The organism is Paenibacillus sp. J22FR83 (assembly GCF_059691955.1).
In genome coordinates this window covers 483,460-501,567 of sequence record NZ_JCAUAM010000002.1, presented here as the reverse complement: position 1 = coordinate 501,567, position 18,108 = coordinate 483,460, and the positions used below count along the sequence as shown (strand labels likewise).

Below are 18,108 nucleotides of genomic sequence, written 5' to 3'. Positions count from 1 at the left end.
TCTTCTTGTGATAAGTGTGAGCAACGACGTCGGATAACGTTATAGTATAGCGCTATTAGCTCCAAAGTCGAAATTTTCTGTGTATTTAGACACTTTAACGTTATGCCATCACTTTATTCTAAGTAAGAATAAGCCCAAGCCTTAATTAAGATGATATCATCACCTTAATTTGGACTTGGGCTTTATCTGACGGTACTTATTCTGTTGCAGTCTTAGGCATAGCTGAGCTTTCTACCTTCTCCGCCGCGGAGCGATCCGAGAGCTGCTTTTTTGCATAATTCCTGTATAGGATGGAACTGGCAATGGTTAGGAACGCAATGACCGCCATCCCCCAGATGAGGTTATCGAAAGCACGTGTGAGCGGCAACGATTTCTGCCAAACGAGTGCACTCCCCGAGAGCGCCACGGCGAAAGCGCCGCTGAAAAACTGCAACAATTGGAACAAGCCCATGCCGGAGCCGATGCGATCTGTAGTCAATTGCCGGGAGAGCTCATTGGATACAGCGCTAGAAAGCGTTGTGAAGCTAATGCTAACCAAGATGTAAAGCGCAGCAATCCAGTAAGAGGAATAGCTAGCTGTCAGGGCCAAAAGTACGGTAGAAAGCAGCATCAACCATGGGACGTAACGAAGTAGTGCTGTGTTCCCGTAGCGGTCTATGATGCGTCCGACACGATTCGACACCAGCATCGCCAAGAGTGCACCGGGGAAGAGCAACAGTCCCGAAGTAAGTGGAGCTAAGCCAAATACCCGTGCAAGCATCTGCGGCGCAAGGAATAAGAAGCCGAAGCTGATCATGTAGGATGTCACGCCGATTGCGCTAAGCGACATATAAGTTCGATCGCCGAATAGGGCTGGCAGCACGAACGGTTGTGAGGCGCGGCGAATGCGCAGCGTGAATAAGGCAATCGCAAGTACGCCCGCTATGAGGGCAACGATGCTTTTGGAAGTTAGGAAGAGCAGCAGCCCCGTCGTCCCAATCCCCAGGAGCAGGGCACCGATGAAATCGAACGAGCCGCTCTCTGGTTTTTCCTTTGGCAGCAAAGCGAGAAAGATAGGTATAAGCAGCAGGGTGACCCCTGTAATGACGAATAGGAAATGCCAGCCCAAATACTGAACGATGGAACCTCCCGCGACGGGACCGAGTCCTAAGCCGAGTGAGGCTGCAGATAGGATGAGCGACATCGCTCTGCCCCTGCGAGACAACGGAATGTAGCGGGTGACGAGAACGATACCGAGCGATGGAATCGCCCCAGCGCCGGAGGCTTGAATAAGCCTTGTCAGCAGCAACAGTCCGAAGCTGTCCGTGAACAGCCCTAGAATAGAGGCACCACCTAGCGAGAGCAGGGCAATGACGTAGAGCCTGCGAATAGGCACGAAGTCGGATAAGCGGCTGTAGGTAATCGATGCTATGGCGAAAATAATAGAATATCCCGTAACAATCCACGACGCCGTTGAGGGGCTAAGCTCGAATTGCGCGGAAATTTTGGGCAGTGCCAGATTGAACATCATCGTGTTCATGATGACAAGCACAATAGTGAAACAGAGTAACCAAGAGACCGGCGTTTCACGTAAGCGACCCGGCGTCTCAGTTGGCGTTGGCGCTGTTTCCTGATGTGAGGTAGTCCTAGGATTTGACATGGTACACCATCCGATCTTAAACTATAAATTTATTTGTGACAGTTTAGCATGGCAGGTAGCATGTGTCAATGAATTGACCGTAGTAACTATTTGAAAAGTTGAATATTTATGCATTTTCCTGTATGTATTTCAATCAACTTGTATTTTTCCACCTATACGACCGTCACCTTGCTAGGTGAACACATCACCGAGGTAGTGCCCTAAAGGAAAAATCCCTTTGATCCACCGCATTGCTTACATGGAAGGTTAAGTTTGTGAATTGCAACCGTGCCCTTTATTTAAAATACCCCGATTGGCTAAGAGAATGGAAGATAATCAACGATTGGGGGGATTGTAAGCGAATTATTGATGGAAACGTGAGGCGGAAGACGGCTTTTTACGTTTTTTCCATCCTTTACTATGTGAGTAGAAGAGAGTAGTATTCAACACGTACTAGAACAGTTGAATATTTCGCTTAATTTTCTGTGAAGAAAAGCGGGGGAACCAAAAGTAACATGGGGTGAGTAACGGTGCTGATACCTGGTACCTTTTAGGGCAGATTTCTCGCGGCCCGAACCCGACAGCTAACCTCGTAAGCGATCGTGAGAAAGGAGAACATGTGTTCAAAACACAAGGTCTATCCTTGTGTTTTTTTGCGTCCATTTTCAGGAGTATAGCATTTTTATATAGATGTCACACATTAATTTGGCTATATATCTCGCAAAACGCTCCCTTCTTTGGATGAAGGTGTGGCCGTTTATTGTGTGTGATGCGTACGATTCGATTTAATTTGGAGGAGCAATTGCGAAATGACGAGTGATTCATTGAAAAAAATTATGTTTGGTAAGCCACTAAAGTCGAGTGAGATTGAGTCGGAGAAAATGCCTGTCTGGAAAGCTCTCCCTATCTTGTCGTCCGATGCCTTATCATCCGTATCGTATGGGACAGAGCAGATTCTGTTAGAGCTTGCGACCGTAGGGGTTGCTGCTTTTGCCTTCTCGTTGCCGATTGCGGTATCGATCATTGCTTTGATTCTATTGCTCGTGCTCAGCTACAGGCAAGTGATCGAAGCGTACCCGATGGGTGGCGGCGCCTATATGGTTACCAAAGAGAATTTAGGTATGGTGTGGGGACGTCTCACAGGTGTGTCTCTGCTAATCGATTATACCTTAACCGTGGCGGTTTCGATTTCGGCTGGTGTTCAAGCGATTACGTCCGCTTTTCCATCAGCCGTACCCTATATCGTTCCGCTTACCATCTTGCTGGTGTGGATCATGGTCTGGCTGAATTTGCGAGGAACTTCCGAATCGGGAACGGTATTCGCAATTCCAACGTACTTTTTCATTCTGTGTATCCTATTGTTAGTAGGTAAGGGTGTTTTCGATCTGCTAACAGGATCCATGAATACACATGCGATCGAATTCGCTCCAAGCGCAGCGACGAACTCATTAACGCTATTCGTCCTTCTCAAGGCGTTCTCGTCCGGTTGTTCAGCTGTAACGGGGATCGAAGCGATCTCCGATGCCGTACCACATTTTCGGACGCCATCTGTCAAAAATGCCAAACGCACACTACTCTCTCTAGGCGGACTATTGGCCATCGTCTTCGGTGGGGTAACCCTGATTGCCTTAGGGTATGGCGTGGCACCGGATCATAACGGCCATACATCGGTTCTATCGATGGTGACGGAGCAAGCCTTCGGCCGAGGCGCCATGTACTATGCGACGCAAATCGCGACGATGCTTATCTTGGTACTTGCTGCGAACACAAGCTTCAATGGATTTCCGATCTTGGCGTCGATCATGGCCCAGGACAAAAACTTCCCGCGCATGTTTTCCTTCCGTGGGGATCGGCTTTCGTACCACTATGGCATTATTACGCTAGGCGTATTAGCCAGCTTGCTGTTGATTGGTTTTAAAGGTAAAACCGATGCACTCATTCCGCTTTATGCGATTGGCGTATTTCTATCTTTTACACTTGCTCAGACAGGTTTAGTTCGTAAATGGCTCAGAGAACGCGTATCGGGTTGGATCGGGAAGCTGATCATTAATGGCTTGGGCGGCATCGTCTCCCTTGCCGTTCTAATCATTTTCTCCGTTACCAAATTTAGCGAGGGTGCTTGGATTGTTATTATCATTACACCGATCCTCCTCTGGCTCATTACCAAGGTTAGTCACCATTACGACGACGTGGCCAAACAGCTGCGTATTGATATCACGCAAGACCGTGTATGTACCAAAGAACCTGTTATTATCGTTCCCGTGGCTGGGATTCACAAAGCGGTAGAGCATTCCCTTAGTTATGCCAAATCGCTTTCGCCTAATGTTATCGCGTTCTATGTCTCCTTCTCGGATGAGGATGAAGAATCGATGCAGGAGAAGTGGCAGATCTGGGATCCAGGCGTGCGACTTGTTGTGTTCAAATCCCGATACAGGACGATTCTCAAGCCGTTGGCTGAATTCATTGAACGCATCGATACGCATGTGTCAGAGAAACAGTCGATTATGGTTATTCTCCCGCAATTCATGCCGAAGAAGTGGTGGCACCGTCTGCTCCATAATCAATCTGCGGCACGCATTCGTTCGAAGCTGCAAGCCGATAAGGATATCGTTGTAGCGACAGTACCGTATCATTTACATCAATAGAGGTGTACAATAATAGGGAGAACTTGTAGATGAGGTGACCTTATTATGGTGAAAAAGAAAGCTAAAGTGACGCCAGCTGCGGCTAGCGTGCAAGATAAACCAGCAACGCTGAAGGATCTGCTGCGTCCAGAAATACTGGAAGGACTCAAAGCCCAGGCTGACGCGATGAAAGCGGAAGAGCAAGCGAAGAAGGAAGCAGAGAGAGCGAAGGCAGAGGCGGCTCGCAAGGCGGAAGAGAAGCGTCTTGAGAACGATTTTGCCTACCAGTTGGAGAAAAGTAAATTAGACTGGCGCAAACATAAATGAGGGGGCGCACGATGTGCCTCCTTTTCTTTTTGAGCGTGATGAGTGCGCTTACAGGTTGTGGGGAATCGGCTGCTGTAGCAACACCAACCGCTGCTCCTGATCCAGTGGCTTTGGCAACGGTGACACCAATACCAGTTGTTGCAGCAACACCGGAAGTGACACCGACACCAGATCCAACATCAGTCCCAACATTTGCGTCCTTGGAAAAGAAGTTGATCAACCGCTATGCTGCCAGCATACCAACCAAATGGGGCGAACATGTCCCTGGTGTGCTAACCCAGTTGGCCACGAAGGAACGAGTCATTGCTTTGACCTTCGATGCATGCGGGGGGACATTGGGGAGCGGTTACGACGAGAAGCTGATCGACTATTTAATCAAGGAAAACATTCCTGCGACATTGTTTATGAATGCAAGGTGGATCGGGGCTAATCCTGACATCTTTGCCACTTTAGCTGCGAATCCCTTATTCGAGATTGAAAACCACGGAACAGAGCACCGCCCATTGTCTGTGACGGGCAAGCCCGCTTACGGTATTGCTGGAACGAAGAATGTCACTGACGTTATTCGTGAAGTAAAAGACAACGCGGATGGGATTGAGAAGCTGACGGGTAGACGTCCTTTATTTTTCCGCTCAGGCACGGCCTTCTATGATGAAGTCGCTACGTCTATCGTTCATGATATAGGCTTCGAAATCGCGGGATACAACGTCCTCGGGGATGCAGGAGCGACGTACAATACTGAGCAGGTATATAAAGCGCTAATCAAGGCCCAAAGCGGCTCCATCGTGCTCGCGCATATGAACCATCCGGAGAAAGATACCGCGGAAGGCGTCATCAAAGCGATCCCCGAGCTGCGCAAGGCGGGCTTTCGATTTGTGCAGCTGGCTTCAGTTGCTCAGCCTTGAGGTAAGCTGCAACCTTGAATGTGAGCTAGCCAATTTTTACGGAACGATGGGTTATTCGGCCTAGTGAAATAGGAGGAGAACGTGTAATAAAAAGTTTACAAGAAAGCGTTTTCATGTTACTATCTTCGTATTTATTACATTCTCATCTATGGGGTTGTTGCCAGCATGAACATACAGAAATTAGGGAATCCAACGAGTGTGGGATTTGCCGCTCTGTCCATTTCGATCGTTTTATTATGCCTCTATGTTGTATTGCCTGGGGCTGGGGCATCGCCGAAGGCCTTAGAGCAGACCCTACTGCCAGAAAAGCTTATAAGCGAAGAACAACTGGTACCTTCTTATGACCCGTCAACTGTGCAACCAGCAGTCCCACCAGTTCAACCAGTCCAACAAGCCCTACAGCAGCTAGAACTGGAAACGCAACAACAACCCCAGCAGTATCAAGCACATGCACTCTCTTTTAATCAAGAAGATTATAGTAAACAAAAAGTTTATTACACAGACAAAGTCATTGTACTGACCTATCATCACATTGATGAGAAAGAAAATGGCATCACCATTTCTCCAAAAAGATTTATAAGTCACATGCAAAGACTGAAAAAAGAAGGTTACAATGTCATCTCCATGGAGCATTTTCTTCATTTTATAAAGAGTGGGGCTCAGGTTCCTCAAAATGCCGTTTTAATTACATTTGATGATGGATATGAATCATTTTATACCCAGGCGTACCCCGAATTACTTCGCTTAGGCTTTCATGCTACCAAATTTATCGTTGTGGATTCCATCGATCATCCGAAGTCGCCGCGTCTTACATGGGATCAGATGAGAGAAATGAAAGAGAACGGAATGAGTTTCTATTCTCATACATACGATCATCATGACAAGGTCAAAGCGGGAACAGGATCTTCCAATACATTAATGCCAATGCTTACCAACCCTATATATGTAGAAGCGGAACAGCGATTAGAAACCGATGCGGAGTATCGTACGAGAATTAAACAGGATTTGTTAAAGGCGGAGAAACGGATCGGGGAAGAGCTTGGACCTCAGTATCGCCTGCTTGCGTTTCCGTTCGGGGCTTATAATGACACCGTGCTTGAGGTAGGGAAGGAAATGGGGATTGAACTTTTCTTTACGACCCAAGAGGGGATTAATCATAAGGGAAGCACGGAGATTTATAGAATTCATGCGGGTGCCGCGTATGTATCTGAAGACGATTTGATGTGGAAAATGAAATTATATCATAAAAAATAAAGTGAAATGAAAGCTAGGAGCCGCTATTGAAGCGGCTTCTTTTCATTTTATGAAGCGGGTGGTCTACCTTCTTTTCATCTCAAAAAAATCACAAGCCCCACGGTCATAGTAAGTCAAGTCACTGACATGTGTTTGCACGACGACGGTCGTATCACTAAAGCGAAGAACAACTGCGTTGGAATCGACGATATGGTCATCTTTGAATATACGAACAACCGCTTGCCGATCAATCGCCTCCTGAAAATCTGCATCGGTAAATAAACGTTGATTTCTGGCCATGGTGAGCATTCCCCTAACGTCAAAAATATTGTTCCCTTTATTGTACCACAAGGTGGCAAAATGCCCGAATGGAGATGAACGCCTACGCCTAGCCGAGCATAGAATGTAGCACCAATTGTGCTTGGGCTGAGAGGGTGTGTGGTGCAGGATGGATATTCAACTTTTACCGATTCATTGGGTCTATTTAGTGTTTATTGGTTTTATTCTTACGCTTCTGGTTAAACGCAGAGATACGACGATGATTTGTGTGGTGGGTATTTTTACATTAGGGTTGTTGGCGACGGAAACGTTGAGCGGCTCTGTATCGGGTGTGTTCAACAGCTTTATTTATGCGACCAAAGAGTTGATGGGGACGATTATGATCATCTCGATTATCGTTGCCATGAGTCGTGTTCTGATTCGGACGGGGATTAATGAAACGATGGTGGCGCCGCTGACTAAGTTTCTAAGAACGCCAGCACTCGCTTTCTGGGGAATCGGCATCATCATGATGGTGACGTCTTGGTTTTTTTGGCCTTCACCTGGTGTTGCGCTGATTGGTGCTGTGCTATTGCCAGTTGCTGTTCGCGTGGGATTGCCGGCACTCGGTGCCGCGATGGCGATGAACCTCTTCGGACATGGGATTGCGCTGTCGGGTGATTACATTATCCAAGGGGCGCCCAAATTGACAGCAGATGCAGCCGGATTGCCGGTATCCTCTGTTATGGAAGCGAGTGTGCCACTCGTCATCGTGATGGGGCTTGTTACAACGATCACAGCTTTCTGGTTGATGCGGCGCGATATGAAGAATGGCAAATGGCGCAGCGGGCTCGTCGATAGCCGTTTAGAAGAAAGCGGCGGGCTTGTTCCTGTAGATGAAGAGAGTAAAGTGCTGATCGGGGAGCGTTTGAAACGAATTCTAGCTATTGCAATTCCGATATTGTTTGCATTGGATGTTATTGCGATGTTCGTCTTGAATCTGCAAGGCGGTGATGCAACCGCTCTCGTGGGCGGTACAGCGGTGTTTATTCTTATTGCGGTCACGTTAATCGCTCATCGCAATGCAGGTGTGGAGAAAATTACTTCCTATTTAATAGAAGGCTTTGTATTTGGCTTCAAAGTCTTCGGCCCCGTCATCCCGATAGCGGCGTTCTTCTATCTAGGTGACTCCGCGATTACGGATCTATTCGGCAAAATATTACCCGAAGGTTCACACGGCATCGTGAACGATCTCGGCGTGGCCCTTGCAGGCGTCGTGCCATTGAATGGGGCCATCGGCGCCGTGACGCTAACCGTCGTCGGCGCGATTACTGGCCTCGACGGCTCCGGCTTCTCGGGCATTTCCCTGGCGGGCTCCATCGCGCAGCTCTTCGCGACCGCCATTGGCTCTGGCGCAGCGGTGCTGACTGCGCTAGGGCAAGTGGCCGCCATCTGGGTCGGCGGCGGCACCTTGATCCCGTGGGCGCTTATTCCGGCCGCGGCGATCTGCGGCGTGAGTCCGTTCGAGCTCGCGCGACGGAATCTGAAGCCTGTGCTTATCGGCTTAGCGGTGACAACGATCGTGGCGATGTTTATGGTTTAAGCAGCGAGGACGTAAGGAAGCGGACGATAGAGAAGAGGCCCCCCAAGCCACGCGTGGCGGGGGCTTCTTTGCTCTTTTTAACCTCAGCGTCTGAATCATGCACCAGAGACCGCACCAGTGCTAACAGTAACGCAAACCCGATGCCCTCTGCTGGAACTACAACCGCTACCTACCGCTACCGTAATCCGGAGCCATACATGTTGCCCGAACCGTCCGCACGCCCGAACTATGATTTATAAGTTACTAAGATATCAAAAGTGCCTTCTGCTGAGGAAAACTTAACATCAACAACGGATGAGTCTGGCAATGTCGCCAAGAATTTATTGGCATCATCTTGAACAAGCATCTTATTCGAGCTAGAAAACACCCTAACTTGAATCATTGTATTCACCTCGCTTAAATGGTCGTTTGTTCCATTATACTTCGCATAAATAGCTCATGTCGAACATGCGCCAGTACCACACGAAAAGTGCAAAAAGGCACCCTTTTAGGCAGATTTCTCCTCTATTTCTGAAATGCGTGCAAAAAGGCAACCTTTACTGCCGTAACTCGAAAATTTGGTCCATTTCGGTCCAAAAGGGTGCCTTTTTGCATCAATTTGCCAATCCGGAGCCGTTTCCTCTGAAAATAAGTGTATTTTCGCATTTTTGCCCCCACAGCGCTAAAACTGAGCAGCGTATCTAGAAGAGCATGTACGCTTATTTCCGCCAAAAAGTTGAACAATCTGCCTTATCCGCCACATTAAACGCAATCATTCTCTCAAGTAATGAATAGTCAACTGGACTACTCCACTTGATCCGCACTAACTCCTTGGTATGATCATAGCCAGCTTGTACAATATCATCAGCGAATTGAAGAATTCCTGCCTTTTCAGGGGCTATAGCCAAATGAGGTTTCGCTACGCTAAAGCCGATAATGAATGTGCCGTGGTCGGTAAACATGGGCTGATTCCATGCGATTTTTGGCTCCAAATTCGGAAACGTCTTAGCTACCCAATTTAAAACTTCTTCCGTTCGCTCCCGATGTTGCGGATTATCGATACGTCCTACAAACTCTGCGAAAACGTCCATGATATTCCCTCCAATTCAAGTGATGTACTTCACAGGCCATAAGTATTTCCTCGTTACGAGAAGAATAACATGAATTTTATATAATAGCACTTGAGCCTAACGTAACGTAAGGTGGGCAGCTGGCAAATATGAAACCACTTGGGCTTCACGTCGTATCATGAGTATACGAATGACAAGGAGGCAATTTACACATGTCCATGTTCAAACGAATGCTCGCAAGCGTCGGAATCGGCGCAGCCCAAGTGGATCTCATGCTTCATCAAGATACAGTGAATGCCGGTGATGAAATCAGCGGCGTTGTCCGAATTCAAGGAGGGCGCGTCGATCAGCAAATTAATGACGTATATGCCTTCGTAATGACACGTTACGTGAAGGAGCAGAACGATACCAAGATGCAAGTTGAAGCTCCCGTTGCCAAATTCCAGCTTACTGGTGAATTTACCGTCCAGGCGGAGCAGGTCTATGAGTTTCCTGTCTCGTTCCAGCTGCCCAACATTACGCCAGCAACGTTAGGAAGAACCCCTGTATGGATTCAAACAGGACTTGATATCACAGAAGCACGGGATCCGAAGGATCAAGACCAGCTCCAGGTCAGCCCACATCCGTATTCCGAGGTGGTATTGGAGGCTGTGAATGACCTTGGATTTCGACTTCGCGAGGTAACTTGTGAATACGCACCAGCTATCGGCAGGGAGAACGGGTTGCCTTTCGTACAAGAATTCGAATTTGTGCCAACGATGCAATTCCGGGGCCAATTGGATGAGTTGGAAATAATCTTTTTCCCGGACGAAGATGGTGTCGACTTATTGCTGCAGATTGATCGCAGAGCTCGCGGTCTTGCCGGCATTTTTGCCGAAGCGACAGGTACGGATGAAAGGTTTGTAAGGGTACGATTCGACCGTAGTCAACTAGATGCCGGAACAGGCTACGTTGCCGATGAACTAGCTGCATTGATCCGCAGATACTTATAAGATGTCAAGTAACGCGAAGAGGCCTTTCCCGTTGGGGAGAGGCTTTTTTCTCGTATCTTATGATGAATATAGGGTTGCCTATGTCCATCTTTCGCAGTATCCTTGCATATAGATGATTAGACGATGATTGACCAAGGGAGCTGAGGAAGATGGAAGCCAAATTTTGCATGAGCTGTGGAGCTGCCATGGAGACGCGTGATGTGGATGGAACGGAGAGACGGGCCTGCACATCGTGCAGTTTTGTTCACTGGGGGAACTATAGCATCGGCGTTGGTGCACTTGTGATGAAGGATGAGAAGATTTTGCTTGTGCGTAGAGCGCAAGAACCGGGAAAAGGGCGCTGGACGAACCCTGGCGGCTATATAGAGCAGCATGAATTAATTCAAGATACGATTGTGCGAGAAGTTATGGAAGAATCGGGAGTCGAGGCATCGGTCACACGACTGGTTGCTGTGCGCGATCTGCCTAGAAGCATACATAATGTGTACATAGCTTTCGAAATGTCCTACATAAGTGGAATCCCTCAGCCAGATGGCGTTGAGGTAGATGCGGCAGGCTTTTACAGCCTAGAAGAAATGGCTTCCATGCCTGTGGCAGATTTCACCAAATGGCTCATTGATGTTGCCCTGCATGCCAAAGGGGATGGTCTTATAGAGGATAAAGAACCTGTCATACCGATGGCTGGATACGGCTTGTACCGTGTACCCAAGGTTAGCAACGTATGATTGGGCTTCGCGGACATCACTTGCTCTGTTTGTTAGGCTACCGAGGAATGGGGTATTCCCCAGCGTTTTGTGAAAATATGACGACGGTGTATGAACAACTGCGCACAGAGCCTGAGACGATGATTCGCGTTGTGCTCGGACCCGATGATCTGTGTGCGGAATTTCCGAAGGATGAAGTTGCGCATTGCGAGAACCGCACGGTGTATCAACGGGATGCGGAGATTGTTGCCAAGCTAGGCTTGGAGGTGGGGATGGAGCGGTCCTGGTCCACCATTTGCGGCCAAGTTGCGCTAGAAGTAAGGCCCACAGATATCAGCAATCTCTGTGCAACATGCCGTTGGGAGCCTTATGGCGTTTGTGCAGAAGGCGTTCGGATTATAGGGGAGGGTGGCGTATTGCCGCCTGTGCCCAAGAAATAAACTCGTGCGGATTCGAGCTTTGATGGAGAGAATCCAGTTCGTTTGCGGGAAGAGACTGTTGATTCATATATCGAGGCCACATCATATTTCAAATAAGGTGCTATAACGCTATTCACTCCAAATGTATGTTCTGCGACAAATTAGCGTTACGAAATAACGTTATTCGACTAGAATGACTGAATTCGGCTACTTATCCTGAAATAACGTTGTGTCATATCGCTATTCGCCCGAATGTTCTGCCTGACGAACAAATAAGATGGTTTCATAACGTTAACTTCGTAAACGATAGCTGTAAAAGGGATTCTCGATAAAGAGTAAATCGACAGTCTCGGGAAGCAGATTATTCTACCGCGGGCAAAAGAAGAGGCTGTTTCATAAAGTCTGCATCGACTTTTTGAAACAGCCTCGTTCTCTCTTCACAAATTTCTTGGAGGAACTAATTCTTATTCAGTAGACATTGGGCTTATACAAAAATACTGACGTCAGATCCCATTTCCAGCTTCTCAGCTGGGGAACTAAGAATATTAGCGACCATCCGCATCTCATCAATAGGGTGTAGATAGGATCTTAACTGACGACTGTCCTTCTGATCGGGATGCAGCCACTTCTCCATCCCTTCCTCATCAAGAATAGCTGGCATGCTTGCATGGTACGGCGAGACAACGGAGTTGGATTCCGTCATAAGCATCATACACGTACGAAGCTCCTCTCCCCCTGATGGGGCTTGCCAAATGTCGTACAGCCCAGCAATGCCGAACGTGCCGCTTCGCATTTTGAAACGAATCCACTCCGTCTCTTTACCCTCCGTCCGCCCCACATAGAAAGAGCTGCATGGGATGACGCAACGTTGTTTTTTGACGATGCGCTCGAACACGATATTGGAGAAAATGGAGTTGCGATCACCGCATACGGCATCTTTCGCCCAGAAAGGCATCAAACCCCAGCGGAATTCATCTAATAGACGTTCCCCCTTGCGATTGATCATTACAGCCGAAACTGATTCAGTTGGGCGCACCTCATACCGATTGGAACTGTAAGATAAGAGCCGATCTACGCGGAATTGCTTCATGACTTCGTGAACATCAGCCAATATGGCTATGGAATGACACATGGTTAGCACCTCATTTGATTTTGGTTCTTCTCATTATTTTCCTAATGCAGCCAATTCATGTATGAGGGATAACACTTTTTTCCACAGCGGTTTAAATGAAAAAACCAGGAGCACTTGGCTCCTGGTCGGGAAGATTATTCAGCTAGAGGCATTTGAATATCGGCAGCGTGGACATGTATGCGGTTCTTGCCGTTGCGTTTGGCAGTGTATAAGCATTCGTCGACAAGTTGGAACCAGGCCTTTTTCATCGTATTCCGATTATAGGTGGCAAGCCCAATACTCATCGTCAGTCTCTGATCCGGCATTTCAGGAATGATCGTTTCACGTACGGATTCCATGATTTCTTCGCAAATGGCTAGCACATCTTGTTGCGATTTCCCTACGAACAACACGGCAAACTCCTCGCCGCCATAGCGAAAGGACATATCATCAGGGCCCAACACGTCTTTGAGAATGGAGCCGATCGTTTTGAGCACAACATCGCCAACCCAATGACCATAATTATCATTAATGAGTTTGAAATTATCGATATCCATCAAAGCAAGCTCCAAGGGTGTATCAGAGGGCATATGGGAGATAAGATGGTCGGTATGCTCCTGAAAAGAACGATGATTGAACAATTCGGTAAGGGCATCGACCTTGGATAGACGGTCAATCATGACGTTGCGAATTAGCAAATCTTGCTCGCGTATGACGGAGTGTTTAAGCTTGGCAATCAGTTCAAGCCCACGGCTCATAATGGCAAAACAAAGCATGGAAGTAGCAGTCAAAGAGGTCAAAGAAACAATAACTTCGTAAGGGTTTGTGGTTTGTCCTTGTAGCATCGGTACAAGCAATAGAATGAATAAGTAGAAAACACCGAGACCGAATGCGAAAACAACATATTTTTTATGAAAATAGATCGAGGCTAATAAAATCGGCATGCAAAGCAGCTCATAACTGTGTTTCATTTCAGGGATACAAAGGATGAAAATACTAACCATGGTCATAGTCCATACGATCATGATAAACTCACTATAGTTCTTCAAATAGTGGATAGCCAAATAACCTAGGCCCATAAGAAGAAGTTGTAAAGTCGTAGGGAGAAGTTGAAAACGGATAAAGCTATTCCACCAATTCGATGGCTGCAGGGTAATTTCATAGCCTAGAGCAATCGTAGCAGCTACTTCATAAATGATGAGGATCCACCATAACGTTAGAATGAGTTTTCGATTCCAAGTTGGATCATGTGCTGGAAATTGTTCCATTAAAAGGTGGCCACTTTCCTTTCAGGGCAGTAGGTGTCGAAATGAATTGTGCCTTATCCTGATATTGTAAAGAATAACCCCCTCTTAACGCAAGCTATTAATCATGAGGTCAAACGAAATGTTTTGTAAAAATCTATATAGTCATTGGGGAGGCCTATGACAGCACTAGGGTATGTCCATGCATGGGAGCATTATAAGGATGAGCTGCAACTGCTAGATAAGAAGCTGGAGCTTCTCTATAAGCGCCGTCAAAAGCTTACGCCAGATCCACAAACGGATTCATTCCGCGGAATGTTTGTTTCGGAGGACGAATTTATTCGTCTCATTGGCGGGGTTGATAGTGAAGAAGAGATCGATGAGGAAGAGCAAGACGTACTGGGTATGATAGCGTTTCTCGAAAAATCTATTGAGAGCCGCCTTACAGAAAGCCGCAAAGCGGGTACATTCCTGCCTTTGGCTTATTTATCTACTGTATTCGGCTTCTCTTCTATAGAAGAACGGATCGTCATGCTAGGGCTTGCCGTAGAATTAGATCGAAAATATGAGCGGATTTTTGGCTTTCTACTAGACGATCTAACTAACAAAACGCCGAATATTAGCTTGGCGCTGCAAATTGCCTGCCCAAGTCCGGAGGATATGCGGGCTGCGCGTACGACCTTCATGGCACCTGACGGTAGATTGGCACGTTATGTGCTGCACCCAGATACATTGGTCACCAGTGTGCAAACATTGTTATCCAGACCTTTGCAGCTGGACAAGCGGATTGTGACTTTCTTGCTGGATTCGGGTGAACTTGATCCCAAATTGAAACCAGCCGTTCAGATCATCTATCCGGATGATGAGATCTCACCTCTGCTTGTGCAGGAAGACTTCCAACAACGGCTGCGTGGTTTTATTACAGACGTGTACGAAGTACCGGCAGCGGAACGCAAACGTCTTGCTTTTCATATCTGGGGGAATGCCGGCGCAGGCAAAAAACTGCAAGTGAAGCATCTCAGCCGCTCCTTCCATAAGCCGCTGTTGTTAGTAGATCTTGCTGATGTACAGCTGCATGCGGCGAGTTTTGAAGAGCAGCTTAGCGTTATTATTCGCGAAGCGATTCTTCATCAAGCCATCCTGTGCTTCACCAGGCTAGAGGTGCTTTACCCCGCAGAGCCGGACTTGGCCGCGCAGCAGCGGCTCGGGCGATTCCATGAGGAGCTCGATGGCTATGGCGGCATGGTCTTTCTGTTGGCCGGGCGGGGGGGCCGGCTAAGCTGGAAGCCCAAGGAGCGGCTGCTCCTTGAGCATGAACTTGCCGTGCCGGACGAAGGCGGGCGCGAGCGCCTTTGGCAAACATTCGCGCAGGAGATCGGCGCCGGCGCGGATGTGGACTACCGGGTGATGAGCGGCAAATTCCGCTTCACCCCGGGGCAAATACACCGCGCGTTGACGCTCGCGCGCGGGTATTCCTCCTGGCAGGCAGCCGCTGCCGGGGAGGGTAGTATGGGCGCGTCGCTGCGCAGCGACGCGCTGTATAAGGCGTGCTACCAGCAGGTGCAGCACAAGCTGGAGCGCAAAGCGACGCGTATTGAGCCTCGCTATGGGTTCGGGGATGTCATCCTCCCACCAGAGCAGAAGGATCAGCTCCGCAACGCGTGCAATCAAGTGAAGTATCGTGGCGTCGTGTACAACGATTGGGGCTTCGAGAAGAAGCTGGCCTACGGCAAGGGGCTCAGCATGCTCTTCGCCGGCCCGCCGGGCACGGGGAAAACCATGTCAGCACAGGTTGTAGCCGGCGATTTGCAGCTGGAGTTGTACAAGGTTGATCTCTCGCAGGTGATCAGTAAATACATCGGTGAAACGGAGAAAAACCTGCATGAAATCTTCGAAGAAGCGCAACTCAGCAATGCGGTGCTGTTCTTCGATGAAACGGATGCGCTTTTCGGTAAACGTTCCGAAGTGAAAGATTCACACGATAAGTACGCAAACATTGAAACCGCGTATTTACTTCAAAAAATGGAGGAGTACCAAGGTATCACAGTGCTCGCTACCAATCTATTAAATAACATTGATGAGGCCTTCCTAAGGCGGATCAATTATGTCATTAAATTTCCATTTCCGGATAGTGAATACCGGGAGAAAATATGGCAGTCGATGTTTCCGCCAGCGGCTCCCCTTAGCGATGATGTTGATTTCAAATATCTTGCACAGCGATACGAGATTGCGGGAGGGAACATCAAGAATGTCGTTCTTTCTTCTGCATTCTTGGCCGCGGAATCGGGTGAACCCATCCGCATGGGGCATATTATCAAATCAATTCGACATGAGCTGCAGAAATCGGGTAAAATCCTCGCGCGACAAGAGTGGGAGGATTACTAGAATAGTGAAATAGTAGACAAAGGATAATCTCACTTTAGGTGGAATTATCCTTTGTCGGTTATATACGCCGATTTTCAGCCAAAAATCGTCATTTTCCGGGACAAAAGGATAAATTAAATACGAGAATCCTATAGTCAACCCGGCGGTTTACATTTATAATAGAAAAAGATACACAAAGTGACAGATTAAGCATCTTTTTTACATGAATTATAGGTATTTAGAGGCAGGAAGTGACACTCATAGGCAATTATTCTGTGATCGCTGATGTAAGTGCGTCTTTAGTTAAGCTACTTAGAGAAAACATGACCCCAGATCCTATCCCACAGCCAGAAATGATTGGTCTTGCATCACCTGTAGATAAAGGGGATTTCTATCTTTCACTCTATCTATATAACGTTCGTGAAAGCGGCAATAATCGACAAACGCATATGATTGCTAGAGGGACGAACGAAATTCAGTTTCCTCCTATGGTAGTCGATTTAAGTTATCTGCTTACCGTGCAGTCGCCAGCTGAACTCTCATCTAGAGCGTTAGATGAACATCGCATTCTAGGTAGAGCCATGCAGGTATTCTACGATCACTCCATCCTTCGAGGTTCGATGACAGTAGGCACATTAGCTGAGCAAGATGAAGAAGTTCGTATCATTATGGACCCTTTCAAAGGCGAAAGTATTATGAATATGTGGAATTTCTCAGACACCCCATACAGATTATCAGTCGCTTATACGGTTGGACCTGTACATATTGACTCAACACGTATCAAAACAACAAAAAGGGTTTCGGAAACCGATTTTCGCATTCAAGGTTAGGAGGATTCCACTCGTGGATCAGATACGCATATCACATTTAAGATCCCGTGTTTCCCTGGTTGTGTGTGTGATTGATGCACTCACCTCTCAAGCTCCTCTTGGCAACAAGACCACAGTTCACCTAGAAGGCTCCCGTTCGAAAGCGATTCGCAAAACGAATGGTTCCTATATATTTAATGATTTAACCCCCGGCGAATACCGGTTATCGGTACATAGCGAATATTATTTTCAAGAACAAACAAACATCACGGTTAATACACACAATTTTATTGAAGTTGTTCAAATGAAACCGTTACCTTCGTACCCCTTTTCTCAAGGGGCAGGACTGATTCGCTTCATGCTTCAGAACGCAGTTGGTTCCCCGATTCGCGATGCTCGCTTACAATCGACCGTTTTGACAGAAGATTGTGCGCGCGCGCGAGTAATGGTCGATCAAGCCGATAAAGGTGCTAGTGAAATGACATTAGGCTCATTTACAGGAGGCATCGTAGTTGGTGATGCGTACTTGCTGCGCGGGAGAGGTTCCCAACCAGCAGAGGAAGACATCCGTATTTCCGAAGTACTGGAGCACCAGAAACGGTTTCGGCTAGCGAGTCCATTGACGCAGTCATATATGCGCGGTGCTTTGCTGCTCCCCATTCAGGAAACCCGCAGTACGGAACGAGGAGAGGTCGCCATTGCTTTTCGAGGCAATCGAATTCCAACGTTTCATACCGAATTGGTAATTCAATATGGGGCGAATAGCGAGCATACGATCAAGGATCTCGCAGTAGTAGAAGGAACAACCACTAACCTTGGCACGATACAACTCGCGTAACCCTAATTAG

Annotated in this window: 17 protein-coding genes and 1 riboswitch; of the genes, 11 read left to right on the top strand and 6 right to left on the bottom strand. The window is 47.6% G+C overall.

The window, feature by feature from the left end; all coding sequences use genetic code 11:
• Positions 1 to 196: 196 nt before the first annotated feature.
• Entirely contained in the window at positions 197 to 1,639 is a 1,443-nt protein-coding gene (locus AC58PV_RS05665) for an MFS transporter (RefSeq protein ID WP_497431291.1), read from the bottom strand.
• A 441-nt stretch (positions 1,640 to 2,080) separates the two neighbouring features.
• Positions 2,081 to 2,232, top strand: a riboswitch (cyclic di-AMP (ydaO/yuaA leader).
• 195 nt (positions 2,233 to 2,427) lie between these two features.
• Between AC58PV_RS05665 and AC58PV_RS05660 the strand changes: the two genes are divergently transcribed.
• From AC58PV_RS05660 to AC58PV_RS05645, 4 genes are all read left to right on the top strand, one after another.
• Entirely contained in the window at positions 2,428 to 4,263 is a 1,836-nt protein-coding gene (locus AC58PV_RS05660; protein ID WP_497431290.1) for an APC family permease, read from the top strand.
• Between the two features lie 45 nt (positions 4,264 to 4,308).
• Entirely contained in the window at positions 4,309 to 4,569 is a 261-nt protein-coding gene (locus tag AC58PV_RS05655) for a YqkE family protein (protein WP_497431289.1), read from the top strand.
• A gap of 11 nt (positions 4,570 to 4,580) precedes the next feature.
• Positions 4,581 to 5,474 carry a polysaccharide deacetylase family protein gene (locus AC58PV_RS05650; protein WP_497431288.1) on the top strand — a complete coding sequence of 298 codons (894 nt, stop codon included), beginning with the start codon at positions 4,581 to 4,583 and terminating at the stop codon, positions 5,472 to 5,474.
• A gap of 165 nt (positions 5,475 to 5,639) precedes the next feature.
• Entirely contained in the window at positions 5,640 to 6,728 is a 1,089-nt protein-coding gene (locus tag AC58PV_RS05645) for a polysaccharide deacetylase family protein (RefSeq protein WP_497431287.1), read from the top strand.
• Positions 6,729 to 6,791: 63 nt separating this feature from the next.
• On the opposite strand, the gene AC58PV_RS05640 is transcribed toward AC58PV_RS05645, so the two are convergent.
• Positions 6,792 to 7,007 carry a hypothetical protein gene (locus tag AC58PV_RS05640; RefSeq protein WP_497431286.1) on the bottom strand — a complete coding sequence of 72 codons (216 nt, stop codon included), beginning with the start codon at positions 7,005 to 7,007 and terminating at the stop codon, positions 6,792 to 6,794.
• 148 nt (positions 7,008 to 7,155) lie between these two features.
• On the opposite strand from AC58PV_RS05640, the gene AC58PV_RS05635 reads away from it, so the two are divergent.
• Positions 7,156 to 8,568: a hypothetical protein gene (locus AC58PV_RS05635; protein ID WP_497431285.1), complete on the top strand. Its 1,413-nt coding sequence runs from the start codon at positions 7,156 to 7,158 to the stop codon at positions 8,566 to 8,568.
• Between the two features lie 226 nt (positions 8,569 to 8,794).
• On the opposite strand, the gene AC58PV_RS05630 is transcribed toward AC58PV_RS05635, so the two are convergent.
• On the bottom strand, positions 8,795 to 8,950 hold the full coding sequence (locus tag AC58PV_RS05630) for a sporulation protein Cse60 (RefSeq protein WP_173108889.1): 156 nt from the start codon (positions 8,948 to 8,950) through the stop codon (positions 8,795 to 8,797).
• 316 nt (positions 8,951 to 9,266) lie between these two features.
• Positions 9,267 to 9,638, bottom strand: a complete 372-nt coding sequence (locus AC58PV_RS05625) for an iron chaperone (protein WP_497431284.1) — start codon at positions 9,636 to 9,638, stop codon at positions 9,267 to 9,269.
• A gap of 191 nt (positions 9,639 to 9,829) precedes the next feature.
• On the opposite strand from AC58PV_RS05625, the gene AC58PV_RS05620 reads away from it, so the two are divergent.
• The 3 genes from AC58PV_RS05620 (at position 9,830) to AC58PV_RS05610 (ending at position 11,753) form a co-directional block, all read left to right on the top strand.
• Complete coding sequence (locus AC58PV_RS05620; RefSeq protein WP_497431283.1) at positions 9,830 to 10,609, top strand: sporulation protein; 780 nt, start codon at positions 9,830 to 9,832, stop codon at positions 10,607 to 10,609.
• A gap of 149 nt (positions 10,610 to 10,758) precedes the next feature.
• Positions 10,759 to 11,334: an NUDIX domain-containing protein gene (locus tag AC58PV_RS05615; RefSeq protein WP_497431282.1), complete on the top strand. Its 576-nt coding sequence runs from the start codon at positions 10,759 to 10,761 to the stop codon at positions 11,332 to 11,334.
• On the top strand, positions 11,331 to 11,753 hold the full coding sequence (locus AC58PV_RS05610; RefSeq protein ID WP_497431281.1) for a DUF1284 domain-containing protein: 423 nt from the start codon (positions 11,331 to 11,333) through the stop codon (positions 11,751 to 11,753). The genes AC58PV_RS05615 and AC58PV_RS05610 overlap by 4 nt, the downstream gene beginning before the upstream one ends.
• Before the next feature lie 463 nt (positions 11,754 to 12,216).
• Here AC58PV_RS05610 and AC58PV_RS05605 read toward each other — a convergent pair whose 3' ends face one another.
• Positions 12,217 to 12,864 (bottom strand): SOS response-associated peptidase, encoded by a 648-nt coding sequence (locus tag AC58PV_RS05605; RefSeq protein WP_497431280.1) that lies wholly within the window; start codon positions 12,862 to 12,864, stop codon positions 12,217 to 12,219.
• A 134-nt stretch (positions 12,865 to 12,998) separates the two neighbouring features.
• Positions 12,999 to 14,111 carry a GGDEF domain-containing protein gene (locus AC58PV_RS05600; RefSeq protein ID WP_497431279.1) on the bottom strand — a complete coding sequence of 371 codons (1,113 nt, stop codon included), beginning with the start codon at positions 14,109 to 14,111 and terminating at the stop codon, positions 12,999 to 13,001.
• A gap of 156 nt (positions 14,112 to 14,267) precedes the next feature.
• Between AC58PV_RS05600 and AC58PV_RS05595 the strand changes: the two genes are divergently transcribed.
• From AC58PV_RS05595 to AC58PV_RS05585, 3 genes are all read left to right on the top strand, one after another.
• A complete protein-coding gene (locus tag AC58PV_RS05595; protein WP_497431278.1) occupies positions 14,268 to 16,472 on the top strand; it encodes an ATP-binding protein in 2,205 nt (734 codons plus the stop codon).
• Positions 16,473 to 16,702: 230 nt separating this feature from the next.
• Entirely contained in the window at positions 16,703 to 17,281 is a 579-nt protein-coding gene (locus tag AC58PV_RS05590) for a Pvc16 family protein (RefSeq protein ID WP_497431277.1), read from the top strand.
• A 13-nt stretch (positions 17,282 to 17,294) separates the two neighbouring features.
• Positions 17,295 to 18,098 carry a beta-sandwich domain-containing protein gene (locus tag AC58PV_RS05585; RefSeq protein WP_497431276.1) on the top strand — a complete coding sequence of 268 codons (804 nt, stop codon included), beginning with the start codon at positions 17,295 to 17,297 and terminating at the stop codon, positions 18,096 to 18,098.
• Positions 18,099 to 18,108 lie beyond the last annotated feature (10 nt).